General features: G+C 42.7%; 27 protein-coding genes. 25 read left to right on the forward strand and 2 right to left on the reverse strand.

Going from position 1 to position 16791, the window contains the following annotated elements; translation table 11 throughout:
• Positions 1-46 precede the first annotated feature (46 nt).
• The 4 genes from rpsL to tuf all read left to right on the forward strand — a co-directional run bounded on the left by rpsL (position 47) and on the right by tuf (position 4502).
• Complete coding sequence (gene rpsL / locus IGI69_RS01270; protein WP_003127956.1) at positions 47-460, forward strand: 30S ribosomal protein S12; 414 nt, start codon at positions 47-49, stop codon at positions 458-460.
• Positions 461-530: 70 nt separating this feature from the next.
• Entirely contained in the window at positions 531-1001 is a 471-nt protein-coding gene (gene rpsG / locus IGI69_RS01275; protein WP_003127957.1) for a 30S ribosomal protein S7, read from the forward strand.
• Positions 1002-1081: 80 nt separating this feature from the next.
• Entirely contained in the window at positions 1082-3166 is a 2085-nt protein-coding gene (gene fusA / locus IGI69_RS01280; protein WP_005226900.1) for an elongation factor G, read from the forward strand.
• A 148-nt stretch (positions 3167-3314) separates the two neighbouring features.
• On the forward strand, positions 3315-4502 hold the full coding sequence (tuf, locus tag IGI69_RS01285) for an elongation factor Tu (protein WP_005226902.1): 1188 nt from the start codon (positions 3315-3317) through the stop codon (positions 4500-4502).
• Positions 4503-4630: 128 nt separating this feature from the next.
• On the opposite strand, the gene IGI69_RS01290 is transcribed toward tuf, so the two are convergent.
• Complete coding sequence (locus tag IGI69_RS01290) at positions 4631-5356, reverse strand: nitroreductase family protein (protein ID WP_438739444.1); 726 nt, start codon at positions 5354-5356, stop codon at positions 4631-4633.
• Positions 5340-6785, reverse strand: coding sequence for a PLP-dependent aminotransferase family protein (locus tag IGI69_RS01295; RefSeq protein ID WP_201691069.1), 1446 nt, complete (start codon positions 6783-6785; stop codon positions 5340-5342). Before IGI69_RS01295 ends, IGI69_RS01290 begins: the two co-directional genes overlap by 17 nt.
• A 107-nt stretch (positions 6786-6892) precedes the next feature.
• Between IGI69_RS01295 and thiD the strand changes: the two genes are divergently transcribed.
• From thiD to rpmD, 21 genes are all read left to right on the forward strand, one after another.
• Positions 6893-7723 (forward strand): bifunctional hydroxymethylpyrimidine kinase/phosphomethylpyrimidine kinase, encoded by an 831-nt coding sequence (gene thiD / locus IGI69_RS01300; RefSeq protein ID WP_438739447.1) that lies wholly within the window; start codon positions 6893-6895, stop codon positions 7721-7723.
• Between the two features lie 341 nt (positions 7724-8064).
• Positions 8065-8373: a 30S ribosomal protein S10 gene (gene rpsJ / locus IGI69_RS01305; protein ID WP_003127966.1), complete on the forward strand. Its 309-nt coding sequence runs from the start codon at positions 8065-8067 to the stop codon at positions 8371-8373.
• A 22-nt stretch (positions 8374-8395) separates the two neighbouring features.
• Positions 8396-9025 carry a 50S ribosomal protein L3 gene (gene rplC / locus IGI69_RS01310; protein WP_003127967.1) on the forward strand — a complete coding sequence of 210 codons (630 nt, stop codon included), beginning with the start codon at positions 8396-8398 and terminating at the stop codon, positions 9023-9025.
• A gap of 29 nt (positions 9026-9054) precedes the next feature.
• Positions 9055-9678, forward strand: a complete 624-nt coding sequence (gene rplD, locus IGI69_RS01315; protein ID WP_005226910.1) for a 50S ribosomal protein L4 — start codon at positions 9055-9057, stop codon at positions 9676-9678.
• The gene (locus IGI69_RS01320) at positions 9678-9971 is read left to right on the forward strand and encodes a 50S ribosomal protein L23 (protein WP_005226911.1); all 294 of its coding nucleotides are present in this window, start codon (positions 9678-9680) and stop codon (positions 9969-9971) included. The genes rplD and IGI69_RS01320 overlap by 1 nt, the downstream gene beginning before the upstream one ends.
• 39 nt (positions 9972-10010) lie before the next feature.
• The gene (gene rplB / locus IGI69_RS01325) at positions 10011-10844 is read left to right on the forward strand and encodes a 50S ribosomal protein L2 (RefSeq protein ID WP_005226912.1); all 834 of its coding nucleotides are present in this window, start codon (positions 10011-10013) and stop codon (positions 10842-10844) included.
• A 42-nt stretch (positions 10845-10886) separates the two neighbouring features.
• A complete protein-coding gene (gene rpsS, locus IGI69_RS01330) occupies positions 10887-11165 on the forward strand; it encodes a 30S ribosomal protein S19 (RefSeq protein ID WP_005226914.1) in 279 nt (92 codons plus the stop codon).
• A gap of 23 nt (positions 11166-11188) precedes the next feature.
• On the forward strand, positions 11189-11536 hold the full coding sequence (gene rplV, locus IGI69_RS01335; RefSeq protein WP_003127973.1) for a 50S ribosomal protein L22: 348 nt from the start codon (positions 11189-11191) through the stop codon (positions 11534-11536).
• Between the two features lie 13 nt (positions 11537-11549).
• Positions 11550-12206: a 30S ribosomal protein S3 gene (gene rpsC / locus IGI69_RS01340; RefSeq protein ID WP_005226916.1), complete on the forward strand. Its 657-nt coding sequence runs from the start codon at positions 11550-11552 to the stop codon at positions 12204-12206.
• Positions 12207-12208: 2 nt separating this feature from the next.
• A complete protein-coding gene (gene rplP / locus IGI69_RS01345) occupies positions 12209-12643 on the forward strand; it encodes a 50S ribosomal protein L16 (RefSeq protein ID WP_005226918.1) in 435 nt (144 codons plus the stop codon).
• Positions 12633-12821 (forward strand): 50S ribosomal protein L29, encoded by a 189-nt coding sequence (gene rpmC / locus IGI69_RS01350; protein ID WP_005232529.1) that lies wholly within the window; start codon positions 12633-12635, stop codon positions 12819-12821. Before rplP ends, rpmC begins: the two co-directional genes overlap by 11 nt.
• Positions 12822-12845: 24 nt before the next feature.
• Positions 12846-13112, forward strand: a complete 267-nt coding sequence (gene rpsQ / locus IGI69_RS01355) for a 30S ribosomal protein S17 (protein ID WP_005232528.1) — start codon at positions 12846-12848, stop codon at positions 13110-13112.
• A gap of 60 nt (positions 13113-13172) precedes the next feature.
• Positions 13173-13541, forward strand: a complete 369-nt coding sequence (gene rplN / locus IGI69_RS01360; RefSeq protein ID WP_003128006.1) for a 50S ribosomal protein L14 — start codon at positions 13173-13175, stop codon at positions 13539-13541.
• 35 nt (positions 13542-13576) lie between these two features.
• Positions 13577-13888 carry a 50S ribosomal protein L24 gene (rplX, locus tag IGI69_RS01365; RefSeq protein WP_005232526.1) on the forward strand — a complete coding sequence of 104 codons (312 nt, stop codon included), beginning with the start codon at positions 13577-13579 and terminating at the stop codon, positions 13886-13888.
• A gap of 27 nt (positions 13889-13915) precedes the next feature.
• Positions 13916-14455 carry a 50S ribosomal protein L5 gene (gene rplE, locus IGI69_RS01370; protein ID WP_005227088.1) on the forward strand — a complete coding sequence of 180 codons (540 nt, stop codon included), beginning with the start codon at positions 13916-13918 and terminating at the stop codon, positions 14453-14455.
• An 18-nt stretch (positions 14456-14473) separates the two neighbouring features.
• Complete coding sequence (locus tag IGI69_RS01375; RefSeq protein ID WP_003128010.1) at positions 14474-14659, forward strand: type Z 30S ribosomal protein S14; 186 nt, start codon at positions 14474-14476, stop codon at positions 14657-14659.
• Positions 14660-14691: 32 nt separating this feature from the next.
• Entirely contained in the window at positions 14692-15090 is a 399-nt protein-coding gene (rpsH, locus tag IGI69_RS01380; RefSeq protein ID WP_005227093.1) for a 30S ribosomal protein S8, read from the forward strand.
• 31 nt (positions 15091-15121) lie between these two features.
• Entirely contained in the window at positions 15122-15658 is a 537-nt protein-coding gene (gene rplF, locus IGI69_RS01385; protein ID WP_005227095.1) for a 50S ribosomal protein L6, read from the forward strand.
• Between the two features lie 57 nt (positions 15659-15715).
• The gene (rplR, locus tag IGI69_RS01390) at positions 15716-16072 is read left to right on the forward strand and encodes a 50S ribosomal protein L18 (RefSeq protein WP_005227097.1); all 357 of its coding nucleotides are present in this window, start codon (positions 15716-15718) and stop codon (positions 16070-16072) included.
• 20 nt (positions 16073-16092) lie between these two features.
• On the forward strand, positions 16093-16593 hold the full coding sequence (rpsE, locus tag IGI69_RS01395; protein ID WP_003128014.1) for a 30S ribosomal protein S5: 501 nt from the start codon (positions 16093-16095) through the stop codon (positions 16591-16593).
• Positions 16594-16606: 13 nt separating this feature from the next.
• A complete protein-coding gene (gene rpmD / locus IGI69_RS01400) occupies positions 16607-16786 on the forward strand; it encodes a 50S ribosomal protein L30 (protein ID WP_003128015.1) in 180 nt (59 codons plus the stop codon).
• Positions 16787-16791 lie beyond the last annotated feature (5 nt).

Genomic DNA, 16791 nt, shown 5'->3' on the forward strand with positions numbered 1-16791 from the left:
GATGTGTGGGACTATAAAGCGAATCAAGGAAGGAGGACAACTAGGGATGCCTACAATTAATCAATTAGTACGTAAACCTCGTAAATCCAAGGTTGAAAAATCAAATTCACCAGCATTGAACAAAGGATATAACAGTTTCAAGAAAGCTCAAACGAATGTTAACTCACCTCAAAAGCGTGGGGTAGCTACTCGTGTGGGAACTATGACACCGAAAAAACCGAACTCAGCTCTACGTAAATATGCGCGTGTTCGTTTGTCAAACTTGATTGAAGTGACAGCTTATATTCCAGGTATCGGACACAACTTACAAGAACACAGCGTGGTCTTGTTACGTGGTGGACGTGTAAAAGACTTACCAGGGGTACGTTACCATATCGTTCGTGGTGCATTGGATACTGCCGGTGTTAACGATCGTAAACAATCTCGTTCTAAATATGGTACAAAACGTCCTAAAGCTTAATCTTTAAGACAAACAGATCAAATGAATCTTATTTAAATCAGAACTGATATCTCGGAAGGAGGAGTTACGGATGCCTCGTAAAGGTCCTGTTGCAAAACGTGATGTTTTACCAGATCCTATTTATAACTCAAAATTAGTAACTCGTTTGATCAACCGTGTAATGGTTGATGGTAAACGCGGTGTTGCTGCAAATATTATCTACAATGCTTTTGGCATTATCAAAGAATCTACAGGAAATGATCCATTGGAAGTTTTCGAACAAGCAATGAAAAACATTATGCCTGTATTGGAAGTTAAAGCTCGCCGTGTCGGTGGTTCTAACTACCAAGTACCAGTAGAAGTACGTCCTGAACGTCGTACAACTCTAGGTCTTCGTTGGGTGGTAAACTACGCTCGTTTGCGTGGCGAACACACAATGGAAGAACGTCTTGCAAAAGAAATCATGGATGCAGCGAACAACACTGGTGCTTCTGTGAAAAAACGCGAAGACACACACAAAATGGCGGAAGCCAACCGCGCATTTGCTCACTATCGTTGGTAAGATCCTCACTGCTTTTTATTGGAAGGTACTGAGACAACCTTAGCTTAAGTTAAGTAAGAATGAGAGGGGAACAACCTAGAATGGCAAGAGAATTTTCGCTAGAAAAAACTCGTAATATCGGGATCATGGCCCACGTTGACGCTGGTAAAACAACGACAACTGAACGTATCCTTTATTACACAGGTAAAATCCATAAAATTGGTGAAACACATGAAGGTGCTTCTCAAATGGACTGGATGGAACAAGAACAAGAACGTGGGATCACAATCACTTCTGCTGCGACAACTGCGCAATGGAAAGAAAACCGCGTAAATATCATCGACACACCAGGACACGTGGACTTCACAATCGAAGTTCAACGTTCATTGCGTGTACTTGATGGTGCTGTAACTGTGTTGGACTCACAATCAGGTGTAGAACCTCAAACAGAAACAGTTTGGCGTCAAGCGACAGATTACCGCGTACCGCGTGTTGTATTCTGTAACAAAATGGACAAAATTGGTGCAGACTTCTTATACTCTGTATCAACTTTACATGATCGTTTACAAGCAAATGCTCACCCGATCCAATTACCAATTGGTGCGGAAGATGACTTTACTGGTATTATCGACTTAGTAAAAATGAAAGCTGAAATCTACACAAATGACTTAGGAACTGAAATCCAAGAGACTGAAATTCCTGAAGAATACGTAGAATTAGCTGAAGAATGGCGCGAAAAATTAATCGAAGCTGTTGCTGATACTGATGAAGAACTAATGATGAAATTCTTGGAAGGTGAAGAAATCACTGAAGAAGAATTGAAAGCTGGTATTCGTCAAGCAACATTGACTGTTGACTTTTTCCCTGTTCTTTGCGGATCTGCCTTTAAAAACAAAGGGGTTCAATTGATGTTGGATGCAGTCATCGACTACTTGCCTTCACCACTTGATGTTCCTGCGATTAAAGGGATCAATCCTAAAACAGACGAAGAAACTGATCGTCCGGCTGACGATGAAGCACCATTTGCTTCATTAGCATTTAAAGTAATGACTGACCCATTCGTAGGTCGTTTGACATTCTTCCGTGTGTATTCAGGTATCTTGAACTCTGGATCATACGTATTGAATGCTTCAAAAGGCAAACGCGAACGTATCGGTCGTATCCTACAAATGCACGCCAACACTCGTGCTGAAATCCAAACAGTATACTCAGGCGATATCGCCGCTGCTGTTGGTTTGAAAGACACAACAACTGGGGATACACTATGTGATGAAAAATCACCAGTAATCCTTGAATCAATCGAATTCCCAGAACCAGTTATCGAAGTCGCTGTTGAGCCTAAATCAAAAGCTGACCAAGATAAAATGGGGGTTGCTTTACAAAAACTTGCTGAAGAAGATCCATCATTCCGTGTGGAAACAAACGCTGAAACAGGCGAAACTGTTATCGCTGGTATGGGAGAACTTCACTTGGACGTCTTAGTTGACCGTATGCGTCGCGAATTTAAAGTTGAAGCAAACGTAGGTGCGCCTCAAGTTTCTTATCGTGAAACATTCCGTGCAGCAACACAAGCGGAAGGTAAATTTGTACGTCAGTCTGGTGGTAAAGGTCAATACGGTCACGTATGGGTCGAATTTACACCAAACGAAGAAGGTAAGGGCTTCGAATTCGAAAACGCGATTGTCGGTGGTGTGGTTCCTCGTGAATACATCCCAGCAGTTGAAAAAGGACTTGAAGACTCAATGGCGAACGGTGTCTTAGCCGGTTACCCATTAGTAGACATCAAAGCAAAACTTTATGATGGTTCATACCATGATGTCGATTCAAGTGAAACTGCCTTCCGTGTTGCAGCTTCTATGGCTTTACGTGCTGCAGCGAAGAAAGCAAACCCAGTAATTCTTGAACCAATGATGAAAGTAGTTATCACTGTACCAGAAGATTACTTAGGTGATGTTATGGGTCACGTAACTGCTCGTCGTGGACGCGTAGAAGGAATGGAAGCACACGGTAACTCACAAATCGTGAACGCAATCGTGCCATTAGCTGAAATGTTCGGTTACGCAACAACACTTCGTTCATCAACACAAGGTCGCGGTACGTTCATGATGACATTTGATCACTATGAAGATGTACCTAAATCTGTTCAAGAAGAAATCATCAAGAAAAACGGCGGCAAAGCTGAATAATTGATGGAAGTATAGGAAATTAAGTAAAAAGCTATATTTTTTTCTGAGTTTCGTGTACAATATTATCGATGATAAGGGATGGGGAGCTGCGGCTCCCTACCTATCAAATATAAAAAATAAACTGCATTTTTAGGAGGAACATTTTAAAATGGCAAAAGAAAAATTTGACCGTTCTAAACCCCACGTAAACATTGGTACGATCGGACACGTTGACCATGGTAAAACTACACTTACAGCTGCTATCACAACTGTATTATCTAAAAAAGGTTTGGCTCAAGCTTCAGCTTACGACCAAATCGATGGCGCTCCAGAAGAACGCGAACGCGGAATCACTATCTCAACTGCTCACGTTGAGTACGAAACTGAAGCACGTCACTATGCTCACGTTGACTGCCCAGGACACGCGGACTACGTTAAAAACATGATCACTGGTGCTGCTCAAATGGACGGCGCGATCTTAGTAGTATCTGCTGCTGATGGTCCTATGCCTCAAACACGTGAACACATCTTGTTATCACGTAACGTTGGTGTACCATACATCGTTGTTTTCTTAAACAAAATGGATATGGTTGATGACGAAGAATTACTAGAATTAGTTGAAATGGAAGTTCGTGACTTATTGTCAGAATATGACTTCCCAGGCGACGATGTTCCTGTAATCGCTGGTTCTGCTTTGAAAGCTCTTGAAGGCGATGCTTCATACGAAGAAAAAATCATGGAATTAATGGCTGCAGTTGACGAATACGTTCCAACTCCAGAACGTGACACTGACAAACCATTCATGATGCCAGTCGAAGACGTATTCTCAATCACTGGACGTGGTACTGTTGCTACAGGCCGTGTTGAACGTGGACAAGTTCGCGTTGGTGACGAAGTTGAAATCGTTGGTATTGCTGAAGAAACTGCTAAAACAACTGTAACTGGTGTTGAAATGTTCCGTAAATTGTTAGACTATGCTGAAGCAGGGGATAACATTGGTGCATTGCTACGTGGGGTTGCTCGTGAAGACATCCAACGTGGACAAGTATTAGCTAAAGCTGGTACAATCACACCTCATACAAAATTTAAAGCTGAAGTTTACGTTTTAACAAAAGAAGAAGGTGGACGTCACACTCCATTCTTCACTAACTACCGTCCTCAGTTCTACTTCCGTACAACTGACGTAACTGGTGTTGTTGAATTACCAGAAGGAACTGAAATGGTTATGCCTGGTGATAACGTAACAATCGACGTTGAATTGATCCACCCAATCGCTATCGAAGACGGAACTCGTTTCTCAATTCGTGAAGGCGGACGTACTGTTGGTTCAGGCGTTGTAACTTCAATCCAAGCTTAATTTGATTGATCGAAGAGCAAAAGCGTACGCGCTTTTGCTCTTTTTTTGACTCTTGTAGAAAAAAAGCCACTCTCTCTAGCGTTGATGAATCCGTTACGGTTCATCGAAGCTAAAGAAAGCGGTGCTTTTTATTTTATTAGTTTTTGCTTCTTCAAGAAGGCGTCAAATCCTTGGTCAGGACGATTGCTGTAAAAGCCAGCAAATTTTTCTGACCATGGTTTGGTCTCGCGGGCTTCTCCAAAAGCAGTCATCGTTTGATCGTACGCTTCGATCGCCTCATAAGAATAGTCCTGATAATGGTTGTAATGAATGACCGCTTCTTCTGGCAAGCGAGGTTTGACCTTCATTTCTACGATTGGTTTCCCGATGCTCAAGCCAGCCACAGGATAGACATATTCTGGTAAGTGCAACAATTCAGCGATTTTGGCGCTGTCTTTGCGGACACTGCCGGAAATGACGGTGCCTAAGCCCAGTGATTCAGCAGCGATCGCACCAGATTGCAAAGCGATGCTGGCATCAGTGGTAGCGATCAATAATGGCTGATAGCCCTCATCGATTGGATAGGGAGTCTGCTTTTCGTCAGCAACTTTTTTGGTTCGATTTAAATCAGCTAAAAATAGCAGAAAGAGTGAACTTGCTGCGATATGAGGATTGCCAGGATTCCATTCGACCATTTGTTGGCGGATCTGCGGGTCGTCGATCACTAAGATCGAATAGGCTTGCCCGTTCATCCAGCTAGGTGCTTGACGAGCCGCAGTCAAAATCGCGGTTACTTGCTCTTGGCTCAAGCGGTAGTCAGGGTCAAATTGTCGGTAAGTGCGGTGATTGTGCAAAAGCTCAATGGTTTTGTTCATAGGTTTGCTCCTTTAACTGTTGGGTGATTTTTGTGAATCGTTCTTGAAATAGCGGTAAATCATCTTTGGCTAAGCGGGTATAGTTCAAACGCAAGCCATTCGTATCGTTACTGAAAAGAAAAGCAGGTGCTACTAAGCAATCGTTCGCCAAAAAGAGTGACCAATCTTTGCGAGTCAATGTGCGGTGACGCCAAGTCAACCACAGGTAAAGACCACCTTTCGTCGGCTGCCATTGCCAATCCTCCTGAAATGCCTGCAAGAGTTGGAGTAAGTCTTGCTGACGCTGGGCCATTTCTGCAAGCAGTGTCCGCTGTTGCTGGTGGTAATCAAAGGAGCGTAAGGCGATGTTGGCAAGGACTTGCGGGAAGATCGTGGTATCGATCGCCATCCGTTTTTTCGCTTGGGCAAATTGGTCGGCTAACGCTTCTGGCACCAAAAGCCAGCCGATTTTGATGGATGATCCTAGTAATTTGGAAAGCGAGCCTAAATAAATGACGGTTTCGGGAGCCATGGATTTTAGCTTGGGCGGTACTTTATCAAAAGCCAACTCGCTAAAAACATCGTCTTCTATGATCGGTACTTGGTAGGTCTGGCAAAGGCGGATGATCGCTTGGCGCCGATGGTCACTCATAGTATGACCCGTTGGATTTTGGAAGGTGGGATTCAGATAAACAAATTTGATCTTCTTTTCCTTCAACACTTTTTCCAATGCCGCAGGCCGCATCCCTTCGCTATCTTGCTTGATCCCGATCAGCTGGACATTCATCGTGGAAAACAAGGGGAGAGAGAACAAGAAAGAAGGGTCCTCTGTCGCGATACAATCCCCCGCATGCAATAAGACTTGCATTAGCAAGGTGATTCCTTGTGTCGATCCAGCAGTGATCACTAGTTTTTGTCCGTTGGTGGGCAAATTGAAGGAATCAGCAAGGTGCTGCAATAAGATTTCTTGCAAAGGTTCATAACCCGTCGGTAATACTTTGGTGCTTTCCTTGCGAATCTCTTCCCAGGTAAAGGCAGGAAACGTGAAATCGGGGATCAGATCGGCAGGTAGATCACCTGTGTACAGATCCAGCACATCCTTCTCGGTGCGCAAATGCTGAATCTGTTGAACGTAAGGGTCTTGCTGCAGATAAGGGCTGCTTAAAGACGAGCGCAAATAAGAAAGTGGCGTTTGGCGGTTCCCCCAACGACCTTCCAATACACGAGAGCCGCTGCCTTGTTTTCGTTCGATCCATCCTAAGCTTTTCAATTCATCTAACGCTTTGACGACGGTGGAACGATTGACGCCAAAAGTCTGGGCGAGGCTGCGCTCTGGTGGCAAACGATCCCCAGGTCCGTAGGTTCCCGCTTGGATCTCTTCAATAAAATGGGTCACGATCTGCTGGTAAATCGGTTGTTTCTTTTGTTTGTCGATACTTGATGAAGCCATCCTGCACCACCTTTTTCAATTGGATGGTTTAAAAATAAGCCAAATGGCTCTTTTCGTCAAGGGGAAGATTGACTATACTTAGCAAAAAGCACAAGGAGATGAGGAAGATGGAAAAAGTAATATCAATTGCTGGGTCTGATTCAACCGGAGGTGCCGGTATCGAAGCAGATTTAAAAACATTTCAGGAATATGGTGTCTTTGGTTTTGCCGCGATCGCTTCGATCGTCACGATGGACCCGCAAGCAGGTTGGAGTCATGAAGTAACAGCGATGGAAACAGCGCTTGTCGAAAAACAATTGATTTCCGCCTTTGCAGGTGATCCGATGGATGCTCTAAAAACGGGCATGCTAGGCAATGAAGACAATATTGTGCAAGCGGCGCAGATGATCCAGCAGCAGCAAGTCAAAAATGTGGTGATCGATCCTGTCATTGCTTGCAAAGGGACTGCAGAAATCTTACAGCCGAAAAGTGTCGATGCCATCATCACGCATTTGTTGCCGTTAGCAGATGTTGTCGCCCCTAATTTAGTTGAAGCGGGGATTCTTTCAGGTTTGGGTGATTTGACGAGTGTGGAGGCCATGAAGCAAGCTGCTGAAAAAATCCATGAATTAGGTGCTAAATACGTCGTGATCAAAGGGGGGCATCGCTTGCCAGGAGCAAAAGCCATTGACCTTGTTTATGATGGGCGATCCTTCCTCTTGTTAGAAAGTGAAAAAATCGCTACCGATTTCAATCACGGGGCAGGCTGCACCTTTTCAGCTGCGATCGCTGCTGGTCTTGCAAAAGGCAAACCCGTCGTGGAAAGCGTTCGGTTAGCGAAAGCCTTTGTCACAGCGGCAATCAAAGAAGGAGTGGTGATCAATCCTTATGTGGGTCATGTGTGGCATGGTGCCTATACCCACGCCCAAGACCGTATGCAGGAGGAGGCGCCGCAATAGCAGGTTTGCTTCTATATAAATAGGAAATGAAGAAGTGCTTAAAAGAAGCGGTCAACGCTTCTTTTTTTTGTGTTACGAAACCAAAAGAAAATTTTCTGAAAGAAATGCAAAAGAATCCCGGTTTTTCCATAAAAAAAGCTTGCAATCAATGTTTATCCGTAATATAATCATAAAGGTGCTGTTTACGTAAATACGTAAGTCACACTGGCAGCAAAGAAATTTTCTGCCGGCTACGAAACGAGAGGTTGCGACACGCCCGGACGCTTTGCCATGGACGAGCGTGACGGAAAATTTTCGTGGAGCTATGTCTACTTTTCAAAATAGGCGAAGGAGGGAAAACAATGGCAAAACAAAAAATTCGTATCCGTTTAAAAGCGTATGAACATCGTATTTTAGATCAATCAGCGGATAAAATCGTAGAAACTGCAAAGAGAACTGGAGCTGGCGTATCTGGTCCAATTCCATTACCAACTGAACGCAGCTTGTACACGATCATCCGTGCGACGCACAAATACAAAGATTCACGCGAACAATTCGAAATGCGTACACACAAACGTCTAATCGACATTGTGAATCCAACACCAAAAACTGTTGATGCTTTAATGAAGCTAGACTTGCCAAGCGGTGTTAATATCGAAATCAAACTATAATAATTAAGATGGAGGTGTAATCATGACCAAAGGAATCTTAGGGAAAAAAGTGGGAATGACTCAAATCTTCACTGAATCTGGCGAATTGATTCCAGTAACTGTAGTAGAAGCTACACCAAACGTAGTGCTACAAGTGAAAACAATCGAAAATGACGGCTACGAAGCAATTCAAGTCGGCTACCAAGATATGCGTGAAGTTTTGTCTAACAAACCTGCGAAAGGTCATGTTGCAAAAGCAAACACGGCTCCTAAGCGCTTCATTCGCGAATTCAAGAATGTAGAGCTAGAGGGCTTAGAAGTAGGATCAGAAATCAAAGTTGATATTTTTGAAGCAGGAGACATCATCGATGTAACCGGCACTTCGAAAGGTAAAGGATTCCAAGGCGTTATCAAACGTCACGGACAAAGCCGCGGACCAATGGCTCACGGTTCTCGTTACCACCGTCGTCCTGGATCAATGGGTCCAGTTGCACCTAACCGTGTATTCAAAAACAAACGTCTTGCTGGACGTATGGGCGGAAATCGCATCACGATCCAAAACTTGGAAATCGTACGCGTAGACGCAGAACGCAACGTTATCTTGATCAAAGGTAATGTACCTGGCGCGAAAAAATCATTGATTACAATCAAATCAGCTGTGAAAGCTAAATAAGTAGATAGGAAGAAAGGAGGAACTAAGGAATGCCGAATGTAGCATTATTCAAACAAGATGGAAGCCAAAATGGCGAAATTACATTGAACGAAGAAATCTTCGGAATCGAACCAAATGAATCAGTTGTCTATGATGCAATCATCATGCAACGCGCTTCATTAAGACAAGGAACACACGCTGTGAAAAACCGCAGTGCCGTTCGTGGCGGTGGCCGTAAACCATGGCGCCAAAAAGGAACTGGACGTGCCCGTCAAGGTTCAATCCGTTCACCACAATGGCGTGGAGGTGGCGTAGTCTTCGGACCAACACCACGTTCATACAGCTACAAACTTCCTAAAAAAGTTCGTCGCTTAGCAATGAAATCTGTATTGTCAGAAAAAGTTGCTTCAAATAACTTGGTAGCAGTAGAAGGATTAAGCTTTGATGCTCCAAAAACAAAAGAATTCAAACAAGTTTTAGCTAACTTGACAATTGACTCTAAAGTATTGGTAGTTTTAGAATCTGAAAACGACTTTGCCGCTTTATCTGCGCGCAACTTGCCAAAAGTTTCTGTAGTTACTGCTGATAACATTAGTGTTTTAGACATCGTTTCTAACGACAAAATGTTAGTGACACAAACTGCTCTTACTCAGATCGAGGAGGTGCTTGCATAATGAACTTACTAGACGTTATTAAACGCCCAGTGATCACTGAAAAATCAATGCTTGCCATGGATGACAAGAAATACACTTTTGAAGTGGACACAAAAGCTAACAAAACTTTAGTAAAACAAGCTGTAGAAGCTGCCTTTGACGGAGTGAAAGTGGCAAACGTGAACATCATCAACGTTCGTCCGAAATTCAAACGCATGGGTAAATATGCAGGATATACAAAAAAACGTCGCAAAGCTGTTGTGACTTTAACTGAAGATTCTAAAGAAATCCAAATTTTCGAAGCTGCTGAATAAGCAACTCACGCATAAACTTTACATGGGAGGGAAAAAGACGTGGCGATTAAAAAGTACAAACCTACCACGAACGGCCGTCGTAATATGACAAGTTCTGATTTCGCTGAAATCACAACTTCAACACCAGAAAAAACATTGTTAGCTCCTTTGAAAAACAATGCTGGTCGTAACAACAACGGACGTATCACGGTTCGTCATCAAGGTGGCGGTCACAAACGTCAATACCGTTTGATCGATTTCAAACGTAACAAAGACAACGTCGTTGCTACGGTTAAAACGATTGAATATGATCCAAACCGTTCTGCTAACATTGCGTTAGTACATTACGAGGATGGAGTAAAAGCATACATCTTAGCACCTAAAGGATTAGAAGTTGGCATGACTGTCGTTTCTGGTCCAGATGCAGATATTAAAGTAGGGAATGCATTACCACTAGAAAACATTCCAGTCGGTACTGTTATCCACAACATCGAAATGAAACCTGGTAAAGGTGGACAATTGATTCGTTCAGCTGGAACAAGTGCTCAAGTACTTGGTAAAGAAGGCAAATACGTATTGATCCGTTTGAACTCTGGTGAAGTACGGATGATCTTAGCATCATGTCGTGCAACAATCGGTTCTGTTGGTAATGAACAACACGAATTGATCAACATCGGTAAAGCCGGTCGTTCTCGTTGGATGCGCAAACGCCCAACTGTACGTGGTAGCGTAATGAACCCTAATGATCACCCACACGGTGGTGGTGAAGGTAAAGCACCAATCGGACGTAAAGCACCAGTTTCTCCTTGGGGACAACCTGCACTTGGTTACAAAACACGTAACAAAAAAGCAAAATCAGACAAACTTATCGTTCGTCGTCGTAAAACTAAGTAATATACTTGACCGTGTGTCGCACATTTTGAGAGGAGGTACACCATGGGTCGTAGTTTGAAAAAAGGACCTTTTGTCGATGACCATTTGATGAAAAAGGTCGAAGCACAAGAAGGCGCTGAAAAGAAAAAAGTGATCAAAACTTGGTCACGTCGTTCTACAATTTTCCCTAATTTTATCGGATTTACAATTGCTGTGTATGATGGACGGAAACATGTACCAGTTTACATCCAAGAAGACATGGTAGGACACAAATTAGGTGAATTTGCACCAACAAGAACTTATCGCGGACATGCTGCCGATGATAAGAAAACAAGACGCTAATTTTGAGGGGAGGATATCCAAAAATGGCAGAACAAATCACATCAGCGAAAGCAACTGCTAAAACAGTCCGCGTTTCTCCTCGTAAATCTCGTCTAGTTATTGACTTAATCAGAGGGAAAAGCGTTGCTGAAGCAATCGCGATCTTAAAGTTCACACCAAACAAAGCAGCTGGAATCATCGAGAAAGTCTTGATGTCAGCTATTGCCAATGCAGAAAATAATTTTGACTTAGATGTTGAAAACTTGATTGTTTCTGAAGCATTCGTAAACGAAGGACCAACGATGAAACGTTTCCGTCCACGTGCGAAAGGTTCAGCTTCACCGATCAACAAACGTACAAGTCATATTACTGTAGTCGTATCAGAAAAATAAGGAGGGACAATCAGTGGGTCAAAAAGTACATCCAATTGGAATGCGTGTAGGCATCATCCGTGACTGGGATGCTAAATGGTATGCTGAAAAAGAGTATGCTGAATTTCTACATGAAGATTTGAAAATCCGTAAATTTATCGCATCTAAACTTGCTGATGCCGCTGTGTCTACAGTTGAGATCGAGCGTGCAGCAAACCGCGTGAATATTTCAATCCACACAGCTAAACCAGGTATGGTTATCGGTAAAGGCGGATCTGAAGTCGAAAACCTAAGAAAAGAATTAAATAGCCTAACTGGCAAACGAGTTCACATCAACATCGTTGAAATCAAAAAACCAGATTTAGATGCTAAATTAGTAGGCGAAGGAATCGCACGTCAATTAGAAAACCGTGTTGCTTTCCGTCGTGCTCAAAAACAAGCGATCCAACGCACAATGCGTTCTGGCGCTAAAGGAATCAAAACACAAGTTTCTGGCCGTCTAAATGGTGCGGATATCGCTCGTTCAGAAGGTTACTCAGAAGGAACCGTTCCACTTCATACATTACGTGCGGACATCGATTACGCATGGGAAGAAGCAGATACAACATACGGAAAACTAGGAGTTAAAGTGTGGATTTATCGTGGAGAAGTTCTTCCAACTAAAAAGAACACTGAGAAAGGAGGGAAATAAACATGTTAGTACCTAAACGTGTAAAACACCGTCGTGAGTTCCGCGGAAAAATGCGTGGCGAAGCGAAAGGCGGAAAAGAAGTAGCATTCGGTGAATACGGCTTACAAGCTGTTGAATCACACTGGATCACAAACCGTCAAATCGAAGCTGCCCGTATCGCAATGACTCGTTATATGAAACGTGGCGGGAAAGTATGGATCAAAATTTTCCCTCACAAATCTTATACTGCCAAAGCTATCGGGGTACGTATGGGTTCTGGTAAAGGGGCTCCTGAAGGATGGGTATCACCAGTTAAACGTGGTAAAATCATGTTTGAAATTGCCGGTGTACCTGAAGAAGTTGCGCGCGAAGCGCTACGTCTTGCTTCTCACAAATTACCAGTGAAAACGAAGATCGTAAAACGTGAGGAAATGGGTGGTGAATCGAATGAAGGTTAAAGAAATCAGAGAATTAACCACTGCCGAAATGCTAGATCAAGAAAAACAATTGAAAGAAGAATTGTTCAATCTTAGATTCCAATTAGCAACAGGTCAATTAGAAAACACTGCACGTATCAAAGAAGTACGTAAATCGATTGCACGCATTAAAACAGTATTGCGTGAACAAGTTAAGTAATAGTGGAAGGAGGCCATTTAGCGTATGACTGAAGAAAGAAATCAACGCAAAGTTTACCAAGGTCGCGTGGTATCAGACAAAATGGATAAAACTATCTCTGTTGTCGTTGAAACAAAGAAAAACCACCCTATCTACGGCAAACGTCTGAACTATTCTAAGAAATACAAAGCACACGATGAAAACAACGAAGCAAAAGTTGGCGATATCGTGAAAATTATGGAAACTCGTCCATTATCAGCTACGAAACGTTTCCGTCTAGTAGAGATTGTTGAAAAGGCAGTGATTATCTAATCACACGAGATTTTCCTATATAGATTGTGAATTGCAAAATCTGAAAGGAGGATACACATCGTGATCCAAGCAGAAAGCCGATTAAGAGTGGCGGACAACTCAGGTGCCCGTGAAATTCTAACGATCAAAGTCCTTGGCGGATCTGGTCGTAAAACTGCCAATATTGGTGACGTGATTGTTGCTACGGTTAAACAAGCAACGCCAGGTGGGGTTGTCAAAAAAGGTGACGTCGTTAAAGCCGTTATCGTTCGTACTAAATCAGGAGCTCGTCGTACAGACGGTTCATACATCAAATTCGATGAAAATGCTGCGGTTATTATCCGTGACGATAAGAGCCCTCGTGGAACTCGTATCTTTGGCCCAGTTGCCCGCGAATTGCGTGAAGGCAACTTTATGAAGATCGTTTCCCTAGCACCAGAAGTATTGTAATAGTGATTCTTATCTAAAGGAGGTGCGAAACAAACATGTTTGTTAAAAAAGGCGATAAAGTTAAAGTTATCACTGGTAAAGACAAAAACAAAGAAGGCGTTGTGCTAGCAGCGTTTCCTAAAAATGACAAAGTCGTTGTTGAAGGTGTCAATGTTGTAAAAAAACACCAAAAACCTTCTCAAACTGCTCCTCAAGGCGGAATCGTTGAAATGGAAGCACCAATTCATGTTTCTAACGTGATGGTGGTTGATCCATCGAACGGTGAAGCTACGCGTGTCGGTTACAAAGAAGTTGACGGCAAAAAAGTCCGCGTTTCTAAGAAAACCGGAGAAGTTCTTGATAAATAATCTGATGAAGGAAGGAGGGGCTAACAGATGAACCGCCTTAAAGAAAAATATTCAAAAGAAGTTGTCCCATCATTAATGGACAAATTTAACTACAGCTCAATCATGGAAGCACCAAAAGTTGATAAAATCGTTATCAACATGGGTGTCGGTGACGCTGTTTCTAATGCTAAAAACTTAGACAAAGCTGTTGAAGAATTACAATTGATCTCAGGTCAAAAACCATTGATCACAAAAGCGAAAAAATCTATCGCAGGATTCCGTTTACGTGAAGGAATGCCAATCGGTGCGAAAGTAACTCTACGCGGCGAAAGAATGTATGAATTCTTAGATAAACTAGTAAGTGTGTCATTGCCACGTGTCCGTGACTTCCACGGTGTGAGCAAAAAAGCGTTCGACGGACGCGGAAACTACACTTTAGGTATCAAAGAACAATTGATTTTCCCTGAAGTAGATTATGATTTGATCGACAAAGTACGTGGTATGGATATCGTGATTGTAACAACAGCAAACACAGATGAAGAATCTCGTGAATTGTTGACACAATTAGGCATGCCATTCCAAAAATAAAAAAAGGAGGCGAACTACGTGGCTAAAAAATCAATGATTGCTAAAAACAAACGCCCTGCTAAATTCTCAACGCAAGAATATACTCGTTGTGAACGTTGCGGACGTCCACATTCAGTTTATCGTAAATTTCATCTTTGCCGTATTTGCTTCCGCGAACTTGCCTATAAAGGACAAATTCCCGGCGTGAAGAAAGCTAGCTGGTAAACTATACTCGCATAAAGGAGGTAAATTATCCCATGGTCATGACAGATCCAATTGCAGATTTTCTAACGCGCGTGCGTAACGCAAACATGGTTAAACACGAAAGCCTAGAAGTACCTGCTTCAAAAATCAAACGTGATATCGCTGAAATCTTGAAACGTGAAGGTTTCGTCCGCGATGTTGAATACATTGAAGATGACAAACAAGGCGTGATCCGCGTATTTCTTAAATACGGTAAAAACGGTGAACGTGTTATCACAAACTTAAAACGTATCTCTAAACCAGGCTTGCGTGCTTATGTCAAAGCTGACGAAGTACCAAAAGTATTGAATGGTCTAGGAATCGCGATTATCTCAACTTCTGACGGTGTAATCACTGACAAAGAAGCTAGAGCAAAAAATGTTGGCGGCGAAGTAGTCGCTTATGTATGGTAATTTAAAATATTCCACAAGGAGGTGCCTCTAAGTGAGTCGTATCGGTAATAAGATCGTCGTTCTTCCTGCTGGTGTTGAAATCAAGCAAAACGGAAACGACATTACAGTTAAAGGACCTAAAGGTGAATTAACACGTACTTTCTCTTCTGATATCACAATGAATATCGAAGGAAACGAAGTAACATTCACTCGTCCAAATGATAGTAAAGAAATGAAAACTATCCACGGAACTACCCGTGCAAACTTCAACAACATGGTTGTTGGTGTTTCTGAAGGTTTCCAAAAAGCGTTAGAATTAATCGGGGTTGGGTACCGTGCTCAATTACAAGGAAAAAAACTTGTATTGAACGTTGGTTACTCTCATCCAGTTGAAATCGAAGCGCCAGCTGGAATCGAAATCGAAGTTCCTTCAAACACTTCTGTGATCGTTAAAGGATCAGATAAAGAAGTCGTTGGCGAATTGGCTGCCAATATCCGTGGCGTTCGTCCTCCAGAACCTTATAAAGGCAAAGGAATTCGTTATGTTGGCGAATTTGTACGTCGTAAAGAAGGTAAAACTGGTAAATAGTCGTAATTCTTTACGACTAGCAGCTTAGGCTAGCAAAATTAAAAGAGGTGACAAATTGTGATTACAAAACCAGATAAAAACAAGACACGTCAGAAAAGACATCGTCGTGTACGTAACAAAATCTCTGGTACTGCTGAGTGCCCACGCTTAAACGTATTCCGTTCGAACAAAAACATCTACGCACAAGTAATTGATGACGTAGCGGGTGTGACGCTAGCAAGTGCCTCTGCCTTAGACAAAGAAGTTTCAGGTGCAACAAAAACTGAACAAGCACAAGCTGTCGGTAAATTAGTCGCAGAACGTGCAGCAGCAAAAGGTATTAAAGTAGTAGTCTTTGACCGTGGTGGATACCTTTACCATGGCCGTGTAGCAGCTTTAGCTGAAGCAGCTCGCGAAAATGGACTGGAATTTTAAGAGAAGGAGGAACACCATTCATGGTTTATATTGATCCAAAACATTTGGAATTAGAAGACCGCGTTGTTGCGATCAACCGTGTAACTAAAGTTGTTAAAGGTGGACGTCGTCTACGTTTTGCTGCATTAGTTGTTGTCGGTGACAAAAACGGACACGTAGGTTTCGGTACTGGTAAAGCACAAGAAGTACCAGAAGCAATCCGTAAAGCAATCGAAGACGCGAAGAAAAACTTGGTGGAAGTACCAATGGTTGGTTCTACAATCCCTCACGAAGTTATCGGTGTATTCGGCGGCGGACGCATCCTTATGAAACCTGCTGTAGAAGGTTCTGGGGTAGCTGCTGGTGGACCAGTTCGTGCCGTATTGGAATTAGCTGGGGTAGCTGATATCACATCTAAATCTTTAGGTTCTAACACACCAATCAACGTTGTTCGCGCAACAGTTGAAGGTTTAAAACAATTAAAACGCGCTGAAGAAGTGGCAGCACTTCGCGGCAAATCAGTAGAAGAATTAATCGGTTAAGGAGGACACTATAATGGCTGAATTGAAAATTACTTTAAAACGCAGTATTATCGGACGTCCCCAAAACCAACGTGATACTGTTAAAGCGTTAGGTCTTACAAAGTTGAATTCAACAGTTGTAAAACCTGCTAATGATGCAATCAAAGGCATGGTTAACACTGTTTCTCACTTAGTGGACGTTGAAGAGGTCTAAGGATC

Origin of the sequence: Enterococcus sp. DIV1083b (assembly GCF_051713705.1) — a bacterium.
In the GTDB taxonomy this organism is placed as follows: domain Bacteria; phylum Bacillota; class Bacilli; order Lactobacillales; family Enterococcaceae; genus Enterococcus_D; species Enterococcus_D casseliflavus.